The organism is Roseovarius sp. A-2, from assembly GCF_002072155.1.
In the GTDB taxonomy this organism is placed as follows: domain Bacteria; phylum Pseudomonadota; class Alphaproteobacteria; order Rhodobacterales; family Rhodobacteraceae; genus Roseovarius.
In genome coordinates, this window is sequence record NZ_BDIY01000005.1 from 104730 (window position 1) to 118417 (window position 13688).

Genomic DNA, 13688 nt, shown 5'->3' on the forward strand with positions numbered 1-13688 from the left:
AACCTCGCGCGGAGGGCCGGATGGCCGCGGCACCCCGCAAGGGGCGTCGAGGAAAGTCCGGACTCCACAAGACAACGGTGCCGGGTAACGCCCGGCCGGGGCAACCCGAGGGAAAGCGCCACAGAAAACAGACAGCCCCGGAGCTGTGTCAAGGGTTCGCCTTTGGCGAAGCGCCAGGGTCAAGGTGAAACGGTGGGGTAAGAGCCCACCGCGGGACGGGCAACCGGACCGGCACGGCAAGCCCCACCGGGAGCAATGCCAAATAGGGACCGCACGCGGGGACCGGTCGGGCAACCGAAACCGCCCGCAGGCACGTCTTGGCCCGGCGGTCCGGGTTGGCAGCTTGAGGCGCGCGGGCAATCGCGCGTCCAGATGAATGGTCATCCAAGGGGGCAACCCCTGGACAGAATCCGGCTTACAGGCCCTCCGCGCACCCTTTTCATTTTCCGCCCAAGGGCTACAAACGGGTCATGCCGTATGAATGGAGCACCCCGCCACGCGGGGCAGACCCTGATATCAGCCTCTCGCTCTGGCCGCACCGGTCGCTGCCGCGCCGGGGCTTCGCGGCCTTCGTGCTGGGCACCTTCACACTGATCACCATCCCGCTTTATCCACTTCTGGGAACGGTGGTGCTGTGGGGGTTGTTGCCCTTCATGCTGGCCGCGGTGGGCGGCATCTGGTGGGCGCTAGAGCACAGCTATCGCAGCGCGCGCATCACCGAGGAACTGGTCATTTCACCGGACGAGGTCCACCTCACGCGTACTAATCCGCGCGGCGACGTTCAGCAATGGGACTGCAACCGCTACTGGGCACGGGTGCAGATGCACCCCAAGGGCGGCCCGGTCGAGCATTACATTACCCTCAAGGGCGGCGATCGCGAGGTCGAGATCGGCGTCTTCCTGTCCGAGGACGAGCGCAAGGCGCTCTATGGCGAGTTGACCGACGCGCTGCGGCCGCCGTCGGCACCGATGACGGGGTGAGGGAAGCGGACGATTGGGCCTTTGGCAGACCATGAGGTTCGGCACCAATACGTGGCGCATCCCTCTATCCAGAGCTGACAGCAACAGGCCAGATGCGCACCGTCGCCCCTGATCTGTGTGTCCCTCGCCATCAGGGCTGCGTTCCGGGGCTCCGCAACGCGCGCAGATCGGCTGCGGTATCGATGTCGCGTAGCTGGTCGGTCAGCGCGACGCGTTGGCCGTCAAGGCTGTCGATTGTGTCACGCAGCGCATACGCGGTCGACCAGCGCACGCCTTGGAAAAGCCCATCGGGCACCCGACCGGTGCGGCGTAATCCGATCAGCCAAAAACCGCCGTCATGCGCCGGCCCGACCAGCGCGTCATGCCGTCCAAGGGCGTCGAAGGCACGCGCGATGTGGGCGGCGCGAATGCCCGGGATATCGGCCCCGATGATGCAGACCGGCCCGGGCGGTGCGTTGCGCAGAAGCCGCCCCATCCGGTCGCCCAGATTGCCCGGCCCTTGCGGTAGACGCGGCAGATGCGCAGGCCAGACGCGGCTTGTCATCCCGACGCGGTCGGGGCTGACGGCAAGGCTCAGATGCCAGCGGGGGTCCTCCACCTCGCGCAGGAGCCGCGCGACCTGATGGCGAAACCACCACGCCGCCGCCGTCATGCCGATATCCCGCCCGAGCCGGGTCTTGACGCGCCCGGGGCGCGGTTCCTTGACCATGACGATCAGCTGCCGCCGCATCCGGTACATCAGGCGAAATAGTCGCGCAGGATGCGGGCATAGATCGCCTTGAGCTGGTGGATCTGCGCCACCTCCACGCGTTCGTCCACCTGGTGCATGGTCTGGCCGACAAGGCCGAATTCCACCACCGGGCAGTGATCCTTGATAAAGCGCGCGTCCGACGTGCCCCCCGTGGTCGAGAGTACCGGCACCACACCGGTCTCGGCCTTGACCGCGCCTGCCACAAGGTCCGAAAGCGGGCCGGGCGGGGTCAGGAACGACTCGCCCGACACCTTCACCTGCATCGCGCCCGACACGCCGAACTCCTCTGCCACGCGGTCGATCTCGGCTTGCATCCATTGGATGAGACTGGCGCTGTCATGGGTATCGTTGAAGCGGATATTGACGGTGGCGCGACACTCGGCGGGGATCACGTTGGTGGCCGGGTTGCCGGTGTCGATGGTGACCACGGCCAGGGTCGAGGGATCGAAATGCTCGGTGCCCTCATCCAGAGTATGCGAGGACAGCCGGTCCATCAGCCGCGCCATGGCGGGCAGCGGGTTGCAGGCGCGGTGCGGATAGGCGGAATGGCCCTGCACTCCGGTGATCGTGATCCATGCCGACAGCGAACCGCGCCGCCCGATCTTGATCATCTCGCCCATACGCTCGGGGCAGGTGGGCTCCCCCACGAGGCAAGCACTCATCCGCTCGCCATTCGCGTCCATCCAGTCGAGCAGGGCGGTGGTGCCGTCCACCGCATCGCCTTCCTCATCGCCGGTGATGGCGAGGATCAGCGCGCCCTCAGGCGGGGTTTCTGCCACGAAATCCGTCGCCGCCGCGACAAAGGCCGCGACACCGGATTTCATGTCCGTTGCCCCGCGCCCGTATAGCACGCCGTTCTTTTCGACCGCGCCGAAGGGCGGCACGCTCCACGCGCCCTCATCGCCCACCGGCACCACGTCGGTATGCCCGTTGAAGCCGAAGCTGCGCGCCGCGCCCTTGTCGCCCCATCGGGCAAAAAGGTTGCCGACCCCGCCGCGATCCACGCGGGTGCAGGCGAAGCCCGCGCCGCTCAGCACCTCTTCGAGCAGTTGCAGAGCGCCACCCTCTTCGGGCGTGACCGAGGGGCATTTGATAAGATCGGCGGTGAGACGCGCGGGATCGAGCGGAAAAAGCGGCATTTGCGGGGTCCTGTAAGATCAATATCCCCGCCCGGTTAGCGCGGATCGCGCCCATGTGCAAACCGGACCCCGTGACCCGATTGCAAGGGGGCCAGTCTATCGAACGAATAAATCTTAACACCGATGGAAGTTTTTGGTATTGAAAGACACTTAACAATAAAAACCCGAGGCAGGGCAAGACAGACTTACGGGCCGCCAGATCCGCAAAGGGACGCAGATCCTGAGGGACAATGGCCCCGATATCCGGGCAGGATCGCGCGCCGAAAAGCAAGGGCGCGCGTTTTCGGCATCAAGGATCCGACGGCCCGCACGGGCCGTGTAACGCTGCGTTTGCGCTGCCTCTCGAAGAGGTGGGGCAGGACATGGTTACGGCATCGAAGCTTCCGGTCGATACCAATGCTTCGGCGTTGGACATGGCAGAGGCCATCTTTGGCGAGGGGGTGACGGTCGTCAATGCAAGCTATACCGGAGACGACCGTTCTTCGGGAATCTATAGCAGTGGCGACAGCGTCGCGCCGGGCGTGACACCGTCAGACAGCGGTGTGATCCTGTCGACCGGACGTGCATCGGATTTTACCAACACCCCAAGCAACGCGCCGCCATGGGCCTGGTGGGTCAACAACGATGCCAATCAGAGAGACGACACGAGCACCAATACCAGCGGTGTGAACAACGATCCTGCCTTCAATGCGGCCATCGGTGCCCCGACATTCGACGCCGCGTTCATAGACACTGATTTCATACCCACCGGCGATATGCTGACCATGCAATTCGTCTTTGCCTCAGAGGAATACCCCGAGTTCACTACAAGTCAGTTCCAGGATTCTGTGGGGGTCTGGATCAACGGTAACTTTGTGCCGATCAGTGTCGGCAACGGCGATACAGCACCGAACAATATCAACGACGAGTCCAACGCTAATCTGTTCGTCGATAACACCAACAGCGATTTCAATACCGAGATGGACGGGTTCACCGTCACGATGAGCCTGACTATCCCGGTCAACGCGAATGAAGTGAATTCGATCCGCATCGGTATCGCCGATGTGAATGATGCCAATTTCGACTCGAACCTCCTGATCGCGGCGGACAGTGTGCAGACCACGTTGGTCGCGGGCGATGACACGACGACGCTGTTTCCAGATGGCTCGCGTACGCTCGATCTTCTGGCCAATGACATCAACAACACTGCCGGAACGCTGACGATCACCCATCTGAACGGAAAGGCGGTCTCGGCGGGCGATATCGTCACGCTGAATTCAGGCCAGCAGATCCAGCTTAACGCCGATGGCACGATCGAAATTATCGGCGATGGCGATACCGAACTCTTCAACTTTACCTACGAGGTCGAAAGCAGCACGGGACAGACCGATGTGGGCTTTGTCATCGTCGACTCGGTGCCCTGTTTCGTCGCAGGAACGCTCATCCGCACGCCCGGCGGTGAGGTGGCGGTCGAGACCTTGCAGCCCGGTGATCTGGTCCTGACGCAGGATGACGGCGCGCAACCCCTGCGCTGGATCGGGCGGCGCAAGGTGATGGCGGCGGCCGACTTTGCGCCTGTTCGCATCGCCGCTGACACCTTTGGTGCGCATCGCGAATTGCTTCTGTCACCGCTGCACCGGGTGCTGATCCGCGACAGTGTCGCGGAGTTGCTGTTCGGCGAGCGCGAGGTGCTGGTGGCGGCGCGCGATCTGGTCAATGACCGCACGGTGCGGCGGATCGAGGGCGGCGAGGTGGAGTATGTGCATATTCTCTTCGATCGGCATCAGGTGGTGTTCTCCGAAGGCCTGCCGACCGAAAGCTTTCTGCCCGGACCGCAGACCGCGCACAGCTTCGAGGCCGAGATCGTCGAGGAGATTTGCGCGCTCTTCCCAGAGATCGACCCGGAAACAGGCGCGGGCTACAGCCCCGCTGCACGGCGCACCCTCAAGCAATACGAGGCGCGGCTCTTGATGATCAGCGCGCACGCGGCCTGAGATGGGCTGGATCGCTTTCACCGACCAGACCGGCGGGCATTTCATGCCGCAGGGATTGGGAGAGTGCCCGACCGGCACCCTGGCCCCGCCGGCGCCGGACGCGCTGATGCCTCGCGGGACGCTGATGATCGAGACACGCCCGGCTGCGGAGTCGCGCCCGCAGACCTTGCTGTCCTTCAGCCGCAGCCACCCCTGGCGCGGTAGTTTCTCTGTGCAGGCGCTGCCCTCGGGCGGGATCACGCTGATCGAGACACAGGCGGACGACCTGCGCCACGCAACGCTGCCCTACCGGATCGACGACCGCACCGACAGCCTGCGCATCACCTATAGCTGGGACGCGCCGGGCCGGTGGGCGCGGCTCTCGGTCGAGCGGCCGGATGTGTTCGGTCTGACCTCGGTCGCGCTGGTGCCGCCGCATCCGATCCCGCTGTCGGACATGCGCACGGTCTTCACCGATCCGCGTCAACGCGTAATGGATCGCGAGGTGATCTTCGCCGCATTGTCGTCGCGGGTCGAGCCGGTGGGGCCAATGCCAGGGCTCAGCGCCACGGTGCCGGTGCTGACGCCGGGCGGCTATGTGGCGGCGGGTCGACTGCGACGGGCCGACCAGGTGTTGACCACCGATGGCGCGCCGGTGCCGGTGCTGCAAAGCCTGAATCGCCGGGTTCCGGCGCTTGGCAGTTTTCGGCCGGTGCGCCTGCGCGCGCCTTACTTCGGCCTGCGCCGCGATATCGTCGTAGCCCCGCACCAGCGCCTGGTGATCCGCGGATCGGAGGTGGAATACCTGTTCAATTCCGAGGCCGTGCTGGTCCCGGCACGCTATCTGGTCAACGGATTTTCGGCACTCTTCGCCGAGAGCCCGATGATGGTGAGCTATCACAATCTGCTGTTGCCAGGCCACGAAGAGATCGACGCCGCCGGAACCCAGACCGAAAGCCTTTATATCGGGCGGTTGCGACGCAAGCCGGACCTGATCGGATGCAGCCTGCTGGAGGCCTGCGATCGCGCGCGCCTGCCGGAACATCCCAGGCCGCTCTGGCCGGTGCTGAAACCCTATGAGGCAATCACGCTGGCGATGAACCGCGCGGCGTGAGGGGGCAGCGTCTTCAGTTTTATGCTCCGGTCAGCCCTGGTGTTCGGCCCCGATGCCATCGAACATGGTGCGCAGGTCGATGGTGCTGTCGACACCGATCCGGTCGAAGCAGTCGTCGAGCCAGGTTGCCGCCGTCTCGCGTCCGATATCGCGCAGCCGCGTGAGGAAGGCCCATTCGACATTCATCTTGGATGATGCCCCCATCGGTTTGAGCGCGTCTTCGTTCTGGATCAGGTGGACCTTGACGGGCCGGTAGTGATCGGTCGAAAGCTTGCCCTGCGCTATCAGCCGGTCGACGAAGTCGATGGCGCGCAGCTCTTTCAGCAGGCTGGCGTTGAAGCTGATCTCGTTCACGCGGTTCTCGATCTCCTGCGCCGAGCGCGGCACGCCTTTGCGCTCGATCGGATTGATCTGGACGATCAGGATGTCATCGGTGCCGGTCTTGCCATAGAGCGGAAACAACGCCGGGTTGCCCATGTAGCCGCCATCCCAATAGGGCACGCCGTCGATCTCCACCGCGCGGTAGATATGCGGCAGGCAGGCCGAGGCCATGACCATGTCAGCGGTCAGATGCTCACGCGGGAAGACCTTGACGCGCCCGGTCTCGACATTGGTGGCCGAGACGAACAACTCGAAGGCGGTGCATTTGCGCACCATCTCGAAATCAATGCTGTCCTCGACCAGATCACGCAGCGGATTGATGTTCATCGGGTTGAGTTGGTACGGCGAGGCAACGCCGGTAAGCGCGTTCATGAAGTGATAGAACGGGTTGTTTTCCAGCCCCCAGTTTCCGGTCAGCCGGTCCATCGGCGTGCGTTGCAGGGGCGTGTGTTGGGCGCTGGCACTCATCGCGCGCCAGAACTGGTCGAGCGCGGCGCGCGCGCCCTCGGGCCCGGCCCGGGTATAGCCGTCGGCGAGCGCCACCGCGTTCATCGCCCCTGCCGAGGTGCCCGAGATGCCTGCGATGCGCAGGCGGCCGTCCTCGAGCAGATAGTCGAGCACGCCCCAGGAGAAGGCCCCATGCGCACCACCGCCCTGGAGTGCGAGATTGATCGGTTTGGGGGTCTTCGGCATGGGTATCCCTTTCTGCTGCGTCGCGGCATGTTTTCACGCATAGCCGAAATCCGCGCGCAGCCATAGGGGGAATGCCGCGCAGAGGTGTCACGGGTCTGTGTGGCAGCCGGGTCATGCCCGCTCTGTCGGCACCGCAGGCGTTTCGGTCGATCTGTGACATGGAACCGTTTGGCCGTTTGGCAATTTCGCGCCGGATTTCGCGCCAGACCGTGTGCGATCTGCCTAAAAAATGTGCACAGTTCACCCCCATTCAGGATTGTGCCCTGTGGTGCTTGCCCTGTCACGGGCGGCGACGCTTTGCTGGAACAGCAGGCCGCTTAGGGTTCCGTCCGCAAACGCGGAGACTGGTCCGAGAAGCGGCACCCGCGTGGCAAATTCCGCGACGGGCACACGGCGGGGCAAAATCCCGGGAGACTTTCCTGCGCAGGTTTCGTCCGCGCCCGATGTCCATGTTCCGCCTGCGGCGCGAAATCCTTCAGTCACTTCGGCGGGACGCATCACGGGAGACTTACGCATGAAGACGTCCCTTCTCACCGCGACCGCGCTTTCGGCAGGGCTCTTGTCGGCGATGGTGCCTGCCGCATTCGCCCAGGAAAAGACCGAGTTCAAGCTGGCCTGGTCAATCTATGTCGGCTGGATGCCCTGGGGCTATCTCGAGGATAGTGGCATCATGGACAAATGGGCCGAGAAATACGGCATCACCGTCGATATCGTGCAGATCAACGATTACGTGGAATCGATCAACCAATACACTGCGGGCGCCTTTGACGGCGTGTCGGCCACCAACATGGACACGCTGTCGATCCCCGCAGGCAGCGGCGTGGACACCACCGCGCTGATCGTGGGGGATTATTCCAACGGAAATGACGCGGTAATCCTAAAGGGCGAGGGCGGTATCGCCGATCTCGCGGGCAAGCCGGTCAATCTGGTGGAGTTGTCGGTCTCGCATTACCTGCTGGCGCGCGGGCTCGACAGTGTCGGGCTGTCCGAGTCGGATCTGGCCGGGGTCATCAATACCTCGGATGCCGACATGATCGCCGCCTATGCCACTGACGACGTGCAGGCGGTCGTCACCTGGAACCCGCTGGTGTCGGAAATCCTGAACTCCAACCCAGAGGCCAACACGGTCTTCGACAGCTCGATGATTCCCGGAGAAATCCTCGATCTGATGGTGGTGAACACGCAGACGCTTGCGGATAATCCTGATTTCGGCAAGGCCGTGGCAGGGACCTGGTACGAGGTGATGGGGCTGATGAAAGCAGGCGACGAGGCCGTGCTGAGCGCGCTCGCCGAGGCTTCGGGCACCGACCTTGACGGCTACAAGGCGCAGCTTGCGGCGACCCAGATGCTCTATGATCCGGCCGATGCCGTGGCGCAGGCAAGCGCCGAGAACCTGCCCGCCACGATGACCGGAGTGGCCGGGTTCCTCTTCGACAAGGGCATTCTGGGCGAGGGCGCACCGAGCGCCGATTTCGTCGGCGTGTCCTATCCTGATGGCTCGGTCTCGGGCAACCCGGATAATGTGAGGTTCCGTTTTGACGCCACCTATATGCAGATGGCCGCCGATGGCGCGCTCTGATCCGGGGGGCGGCCGACGACGGTGGCGGGCCGCCTGACCCCATGCGCCTGATCAACCAAAGGCCCCCGCGCCCGATGGTGGTGCTGCTCGTTGCGCTGCCCTTCGTGCTGGTGCTGATCGCCTATGGCGTCGCCTCGGATATGCGCCTCGCGGTAAACCCGGCGGACAAGCTCCTGCCTGCGCCCGCCACCATAGCCGAGACCGCGCAGCGACTCTTTACCCAGGGCGACCGGCGCACCGGCGATATCGTGTTATGGAAGGATACCTTCGCCTCGCTGACGCGGTTGTTGGGCGGGGTCGGAATCGCCGCCGCGCTGTCGCTGAGCTTGGGCATGATAATCGGGCTTTTGCCGATTGCCCGCGCGATGCTGTCGGGCTTTGTCGCGGTGGTGTCGATGGTGCCGCCGCTGGCGATTTTGCCGATCCTCTTCATCATGCTGGGCCTGGGCGAGTTGTCCAAGGTGGTGCTGATCGTGATCGGCATCACGCCTTTCATGACGCGCGATCTGGCGCAGCGCGTGCTGGATATTCCGCATGAACAGATGGTCAAGGCGCAGACGCTGGGGGCGTCGTCGCTGGTGATCGCGCTCCGGGTGGCGCTGCCGCAGGTGCTGCCACGTCTGATTTCCAACATCCGGTTGTCGCTGGGCTCGGCGTGGCTGTTTCTCATCGCCGCCGAGGCGGTGGCCTCGGATGTGGGGCTGGGCTACCGGATTTTCCTGGTGCGCCGTTACCTGGCGATGGACGTGATCCTGACCTACGTGATCTGGATCACACTCCTGGCCTTCGTGCTGGACTGGCTGCTCAAGACCCTGTCGCGCCGTGCCTTTCCGTGGATGGAGGCGGGGTTGTGAGCTTTGTCACCGTATCGAATGTCTGGCAGGCCTACGGCGGGCGGTCGATCCTGGAGCGGGTCAGCGTCAGCGTCGAGGAGGGCGAGTTCGTTTCGATCGTGGGGGCCTCGGGCTGTGGCAAGTCCACCTTTCTGCGCCTGCTGCTGGCCGATGAGCGCCCCACGCGCGGCGAGATCCGCATTGATGGCGGCGCGCCCGCGCAAGAACCCAATCCAGAACGCGGCGTGGTCTTTCAGCGCTATTCGGTCTTTCCGCATCTCACCGTGCGCGAGAACCTGATCGCGGGCGAGGGCTTTGCCACCGTGCTGGGCCGCCTGCGCGGCGCGCGCCGCCGGGCCGCGGTCGAGCGCGCGGATGCGATGCTGGAACGGATCGGTCTCAATCATGTGGCGGATCACTATCCGGCCGCGCTCTCGGGGGGCATGCAGCAGCGTCTGGCCATCGGTCAGGCGATGACCGCCAAGCCCCGCGTGCTGTTGCTGGACGAGCCGTTCGGCGCACTCGACCCCGGCACGCGCGTTGCGATGCACGAATTTCTGACCGAATTGCAGCGCGAGACCCGGATGACCGTCTTCATGGTCTCGCACGATCTGGAAGAGGCGTTCAAGCTGGGCGACCGGGTTCTGGTCTTCGACAAGCCCCGCCGGGACCCGCAGGATCCGGGGCTTTTCGGGGCCACCATCACCTATGATTTCGACGCCCGCGATGGCGGTATCCCGTTCCAGAACACTCTGGAGCGATACCCGACGCTGGCCGTTGGATGATCTTTGCCGATCTGCGCCGCCGGGCCCCGCAGATCGGCCCCGCCGAGGCCCGGAAACCGCCCCGCGCAAACAGGGGCACAGGACGAGGAGAACCCCATGATGGTCTCGCACCCCACACGCAGCAGGACGCACCATCCGCGCGACATTGCCGAACGCCATGCCCTGCGCGAGCGGCGCGCGCATCATCCCGATCTGACGAAGCTGGCAGGTTGGAAGGCGATGCAGAAGGAGCAGGACCTGCCCGAAGGCCGTTGGGACGAGGAGCGCCGCTGGGCGCTGCGCATGGGGCTGACCGGAGCGGATTCGATCGAGGACCGCTCGATCCCCACATTCGCGCGCGGTGAGTTGCCGCATTTCGCGGGTATCAACACCTTTCTCAAGGCACCCTATGTCGAGGACGTGCAGGAGGTCGCCTATTACGATGCGACCGTGCTGGGCATTCCGTTCGACGGTGGCACCACCTATCGGCCCGGCACCCGCTTCGGGCCGCAGGGGATGCGCAAGATCTCGGCACTTTACACACCCTACAACTACGAGATCGGGGTCGATCTGCGCGAGCAGATGACGCTATGCGATGCGGGCGACGTGTTCACCATCCCCGCCAATATCGAGAAGAGCTTTGATCAGATCAGTCGCGCGGTGAGCCATGTCGCCTCCTCGGGCTCGCTGCCGATCATGATCGGGGGTGATCATTCCATCGGCTTTCCCTGCGTGCGCGGCATCGCGGACTGCACCTCCAAGAAAATCGGGATCGTGCATTTCGACCGCCACGCCGACATTCAGGAAAAGGATCTCGACGAGCGGATGCACACCACGCCGTGGTTTCATTCAACCAACCTGCCCAATGTGCCCGCGACGAACCTGGTGCAGATCGGCATCGGCGGCTGGCAGGTACCGCGTGAGGCGGTCAAGGTCGCGCGCGAGCGGCACACCAACATCATCACCATGGGCGACATGGAGAAGATGGGCATCGACAGGACCATCGAGATGGCGCTCGAAATGGCCTGGGACGGGGTCGACATGGTCTACATGTCCTTTGACATCGACAGCATCGACTGCGGCTTTGTCCCCGGCACCGGCTGGCCCGAACCGGGCGGCTTTCTGCCACGCGAGGCGCTGGCGCTCGCCTCGGGCGTCGCCGCCGAAGGGATCTGCGGGTTGGAACTGGTCGAGGTCTCGCCGCCCTATGACACCTCGGACATCACCGCGCTGATGGGAACGCGGGTCATCGTCGATGTGCTGGGTGCGCTGGTTTCGCATGGCAAGCTGGGCGCGCACAAGAGGCATATCGACAAGCCGGTATCGCTGCCCTTCGGCGAATTTGAGGGCAAGCGCTGGTCCAATGACAAACCGCATGAGGTGGGATGAGCCATGCCGCATGATCACCACCCCCACCCGCATTCCCATGACCACCCCGCGCAGGGTGCCGGGCACAACCACGCCGACGGACATCACCTGCATTCGCACATGGACGCGGACGACGAGGCCGCCGATATCCAGATCCTCGCCACGCAGTTCATCGAGGGTTTCGTGCAGGCGCGCGACAAGTTCAGTTTTCTCAAGCTGGCCGGTGTGCCGTTCGAGCGCCCCTCGGCATCAGGCGTGAAGGCGCTCAAGTTGATAGATGTGGAGCTCAAAACGGAATGGCAGGTCGGCACCGCGTCGCCTTCCTTCGGCTCGCGCGAGCTATCCTATCTGCCTTTTCCGGGTGAGATGGTGCGCGAGCGGACCAACATGAGCCTCGTCTACGTGTCGATGGACGAAAAATCGACGCTCGACATACGCGAGTTCCTACTTCAGCGCAAACGCGATAGCCAGCCGTGAGGCGAGGTTTCCGTCACCTGACGCAATGCCCGGTCAGCCCGCGACACGGATGTCCAGATGCGCCAAGGGTGTGCGGAAGGCGTCGGGCGGCTCCAGATCGGTGACGAGGATGTCGCCCGCCTTGAGATCCGGCTGGCGCAATGCGGGTTTGCGATCCTGCGGCTGGAACTTGGAGGCATCGACCGCCATGATCGAGCGCGCGGCGCTGGCCATCATCGCACAAGCCATGTCGACCTCGCACTGCTCGTGGACCAGAAAGCCGTTTGCGGGATGCGCCATCGAGGCCGAGAGTACGCAGTAATCGACCTGCGCCCGCTCCACCACCTGAAAGGCTGCGCGGTCGAACGACGCGCCGTCATGATCGCGCAGCTGGGTGCCCGCCATCGACACGTTGTTGCCCGGGATCATCGCCAGCGTACTGGCGACAAAGGCGGAATTGGTAACAACGGTCAGGTCGCGCCGGTTGCGCAGCATCTGCGCGATGAAGGCCGAGGTCGAGCCGGTGTCGATGGCGAGGCTGTCGCCGTCCTGCACGATTCCGGCCACGGTGTTGGCGATGGCGACCTTGGCCTCGCGGTTGAGGTTCATGCGCGACAGGAAGGGCGGATCGAGCGCCGATTTGGTGGAGACAAGCGCGCCGTGCACCTTGTTGAGGGCCCCGCGTTCCGCCAGCGGGCGGGTGACGCGGCGGATGGTCTGATCCGATACGCCCATGATCTGCGACAGTTCCTGCACGGTCACGGTGCCCATCATGTCGACCCGGCGCAGGATCTCTTCACTGTATTTCGAGGTTGGCGAGGTCATGGTTGAACCATCTCCAGAAGGTCTGCGTGCAATTCCGCTGTCGCGGCGGTAAGGGTGCGGCCGTCGGAATTGAGCGACAGGGGCTGTCCCCACCAGTCCGTCATCACCCCGCCAGCGGCCTCGACCACCGCCGCCACAGGAAGGTAATCATAGGGCTGAAGACCGTAATCGACGACCGCATCGGCATGTCCGCTTGCCACGAGGGCGTGCGGGTAGCAATCCGCGCCGAGCCTACGCAGCGCCCCCGCCGTCACCAACCGGGAAAATTGCGCCGGGGCCTCGACGGCCATCCGGTCGGCCTCGTTCAGAAACAGCCGCGCGGAGGAAAGATCGCGGCAGGCGGAGACGGTGATGGGGGTGCCGTTCAGAGTGGCTCCGGTCCCGCGTGCGCCGGCGTAAAGCTCGCCCAGGGCAGGCATGTTGATCACGCCCAGTTGCGGCGCGCCGTCGGATAGATAGCACAGCAACATGCCAAAAAGCGGCAGGCCGGTGATGAATGAGCGGGTCCCGTCGATGGGATCGACGATCCACATGTCATCCTGCGTGCCGGTCTGGCCGAACTCCTCGCCGAGGATGGTTTCACCGGGAAAGGCGGCCAGAAGCGCGGTGCGGATTGCCTGCTCGGTCTTCTGATCGGCAATGGTGACCGGGCTGTCATCGGGTTTGGAGGTGACATCGAGTGGTCGCCGGAAATGCGCCATCGCCACGGCAGAGGCCGCAGCGGCAATCTGTCGGGCGGTGTCAAGACGGCTGTGCAGGTCTGTCATGATCACGTTCGTATCTCTCACTCACCTGTCTGATGTGCCCCGATCCTGGGCGCTTCGCAATCGAAAACAACAAAATATCCACCCAT

13 protein-coding genes, 1 other RNA gene and 1 riboswitch are annotated in these 13688 nt (G+C 64.2%); of the genes, 9 read left to right on the top strand and 5 right to left on the bottom strand.

Annotated elements, in window-relative coordinates; all coding sequences use genetic code 11:
* Positions 1-8 precede the first annotated feature (8 nt).
* Positions 9-434: RNase P RNA component class A (gene rnpB, locus BHD06_RS08915), an RNA gene on the top strand.
* 36 nt (positions 435-470) lie between these two features.
* Positions 471-980 carry a DUF2244 domain-containing protein gene (locus BHD06_RS08920; RefSeq protein WP_080456707.1) on the top strand — a complete coding sequence of 170 codons (510 nt, stop codon included), beginning with the start codon at positions 471-473 and terminating at the stop codon, positions 978-980.
* Between the two features lie 130 nt (positions 981-1110).
* Here the strand turns inward: BHD06_RS08920 and BHD06_RS08925 are convergent, their stop codons facing one another.
* Together BHD06_RS08925 and dapE are read right to left on the bottom strand one after the other, a co-directional pair.
* On the bottom strand, positions 1111-1710 hold the full coding sequence (locus BHD06_RS08925) for a TIGR04282 family arsenosugar biosynthesis glycosyltransferase (protein WP_080456708.1): 600 nt from the start codon (positions 1708-1710) through the stop codon (positions 1111-1113).
* 8 nt (positions 1711-1718) lie between these two features.
* Positions 1719-2870, bottom strand: coding sequence for a succinyl-diaminopimelate desuccinylase (gene dapE, locus BHD06_RS08930; protein ID WP_080456647.1), 1152 nt, complete (start codon positions 2868-2870; stop codon positions 1719-1721).
* 362 nt (positions 2871-3232) lie between these two features.
* Between dapE and BHD06_RS08935 the strand changes: the two genes are divergently transcribed.
* Positions 3233-4843 (top strand): Hint domain-containing protein, encoded by a 1611-nt coding sequence (locus BHD06_RS08935; RefSeq protein ID WP_080456709.1) that lies wholly within the window; start codon positions 3233-3235, stop codon positions 4841-4843.
* A gap of 1 nt (position 4844) precedes the next feature.
* Positions 4845-5936: a Hint domain-containing protein gene (locus tag BHD06_RS08940; RefSeq protein WP_080456648.1), complete on the top strand. Its 1092-nt coding sequence runs from the start codon at positions 4845-4847 to the stop codon at positions 5934-5936.
* Positions 5937-5966: 30 nt separating this feature from the next.
* Here BHD06_RS08940 and BHD06_RS08945 read toward each other — a convergent pair whose 3' ends face one another.
* Complete coding sequence (locus BHD06_RS08945; RefSeq protein ID WP_080456649.1) at positions 5967-7010, bottom strand: patatin-like phospholipase family protein; 1044 nt, start codon at positions 7008-7010, stop codon at positions 5967-5969.
* A gap of 306 nt (positions 7011-7316) precedes the next feature.
* Positions 7317-7425: riboswitch (guanidine-I (ykkC/yxkD leader) on the top strand.
* A 99-nt stretch (positions 7426-7524) separates the two neighbouring features.
* Here BHD06_RS08945 and BHD06_RS08950 point away from each other — a divergent pair.
* The 5 genes from BHD06_RS08950 (at position 7525) to BHD06_RS08970 (ending at position 12031) form a co-directional block, all read left to right on the top strand.
* Positions 7525-8589, top strand: a complete 1065-nt coding sequence (locus tag BHD06_RS08950) for a putative urea ABC transporter substrate-binding protein (RefSeq protein ID WP_080456650.1) — start codon at positions 7525-7527, stop codon at positions 8587-8589.
* Between the two features lie 41 nt (positions 8590-8630).
* Positions 8631-9443, top strand: a complete 813-nt coding sequence (locus BHD06_RS08955) for an ABC transporter permease (RefSeq protein WP_080456651.1) — start codon at positions 8631-8633, stop codon at positions 9441-9443.
* On the top strand, positions 9440-10207 hold the full coding sequence (locus BHD06_RS08960) for an ATP-binding cassette domain-containing protein (protein ID WP_080456652.1): 768 nt from the start codon (positions 9440-9442) through the stop codon (positions 10205-10207). Before BHD06_RS08955 ends, BHD06_RS08960 begins: the two co-directional genes overlap by 4 nt.
* Before the next feature lie 96 nt (positions 10208-10303).
* Positions 10304-11575, top strand: a complete 1272-nt coding sequence (locus BHD06_RS08965) for an agmatinase family protein (protein WP_254892359.1) — start codon at positions 10304-10306, stop codon at positions 11573-11575.
* A 3-nt stretch (positions 11576-11578) separates the two neighbouring features.
* Entirely contained in the window at positions 11579-12031 is a 453-nt protein-coding gene (locus BHD06_RS08970) for a hypothetical protein (RefSeq protein WP_080456653.1), read from the top strand.
* A 33-nt stretch (positions 12032-12064) separates the two neighbouring features.
* Here BHD06_RS08970 and BHD06_RS08975 read toward each other — a convergent pair whose 3' ends face one another.
* Together BHD06_RS08975 and BHD06_RS08980 are read right to left on the bottom strand one after the other, a co-directional pair.
* Positions 12065-12835, bottom strand: a complete 771-nt coding sequence (locus BHD06_RS08975) for a DeoR/GlpR family DNA-binding transcription regulator (protein ID WP_080456654.1) — start codon at positions 12833-12835, stop codon at positions 12065-12067.
* On the bottom strand, positions 12832-13623 hold the full coding sequence (locus BHD06_RS08980; protein ID WP_254892360.1) for an inositol monophosphatase family protein: 792 nt from the start codon (positions 13621-13623) through the stop codon (positions 12832-12834). Before BHD06_RS08980 ends, BHD06_RS08975 begins: the two co-directional genes overlap by 4 nt.
* Between the last annotated feature and the right edge of the window lie 65 nt (positions 13624-13688).

What these genes read in the sequence shown, in the direction of transcription:
- dapE (WP_080456647.1), bottom strand. Translation starts at nt 2,870, where the DNA reads ATGCCGCTTTTTCCGCTCGATCCCGCGCGTCTCACCGCCGATCTTATC.
- BHD06_RS08970 (WP_080456653.1), top strand. Translation starts at nt 11,579, where the DNA reads ATGCCGCATGATCACCACCCCCACCCGCATTCCCATGACCACCCCGCG.
- BHD06_RS08965 (WP_254892359.1), top strand. Translation starts at nt 10,304, where the DNA reads ATGATGGTCTCGCACCCCACACGCAGCAGGACGCACCATCCGCGCGAC.
- BHD06_RS08935 (WP_080456709.1), top strand. Translation starts at nt 3,233, where the DNA reads ATGGTTACGGCATCGAAGCTTCCGGTCGATACCAATGCTTCGGCGTTG.
- BHD06_RS08975 (WP_080456654.1), bottom strand. Translation starts at nt 12,835, where the DNA reads ATGACCTCGCCAACCTCGAAATACAGTGAAGAGATCCTGCGCCGGGTC.
- BHD06_RS08955 (WP_080456651.1), top strand. Translation starts at nt 8,631, where the DNA reads ATGCGCCTGATCAACCAAAGGCCCCCGCGCCCGATGGTGGTGCTGCTC.
- BHD06_RS08940 (WP_080456648.1), top strand. Translation starts at nt 4,845, where the DNA reads ATGGGCTGGATCGCTTTCACCGACCAGACCGGCGGGCATTTCATGCCG.
- BHD06_RS08945 (WP_080456649.1), bottom strand. Translation starts at nt 7,010, where the DNA reads ATGCCGAAGACCCCCAAACCGATCAATCTCGCACTCCAGGGCGGTGGT.
- BHD06_RS08950 (WP_080456650.1), top strand. Translation starts at nt 7,525, where the DNA reads ATGAAGACGTCCCTTCTCACCGCGACCGCGCTTTCGGCAGGGCTCTTG.
- BHD06_RS08920 (WP_080456707.1), top strand. Translation starts at nt 471, where the DNA reads ATGCCGTATGAATGGAGCACCCCGCCACGCGGGGCAGACCCTGATATC.
- BHD06_RS08925 (WP_080456708.1), bottom strand. Translation starts at nt 1,710, where the DNA reads ATGCGGCGGCAGCTGATCGTCATGGTCAAGGAACCGCGCCCCGGGCGC.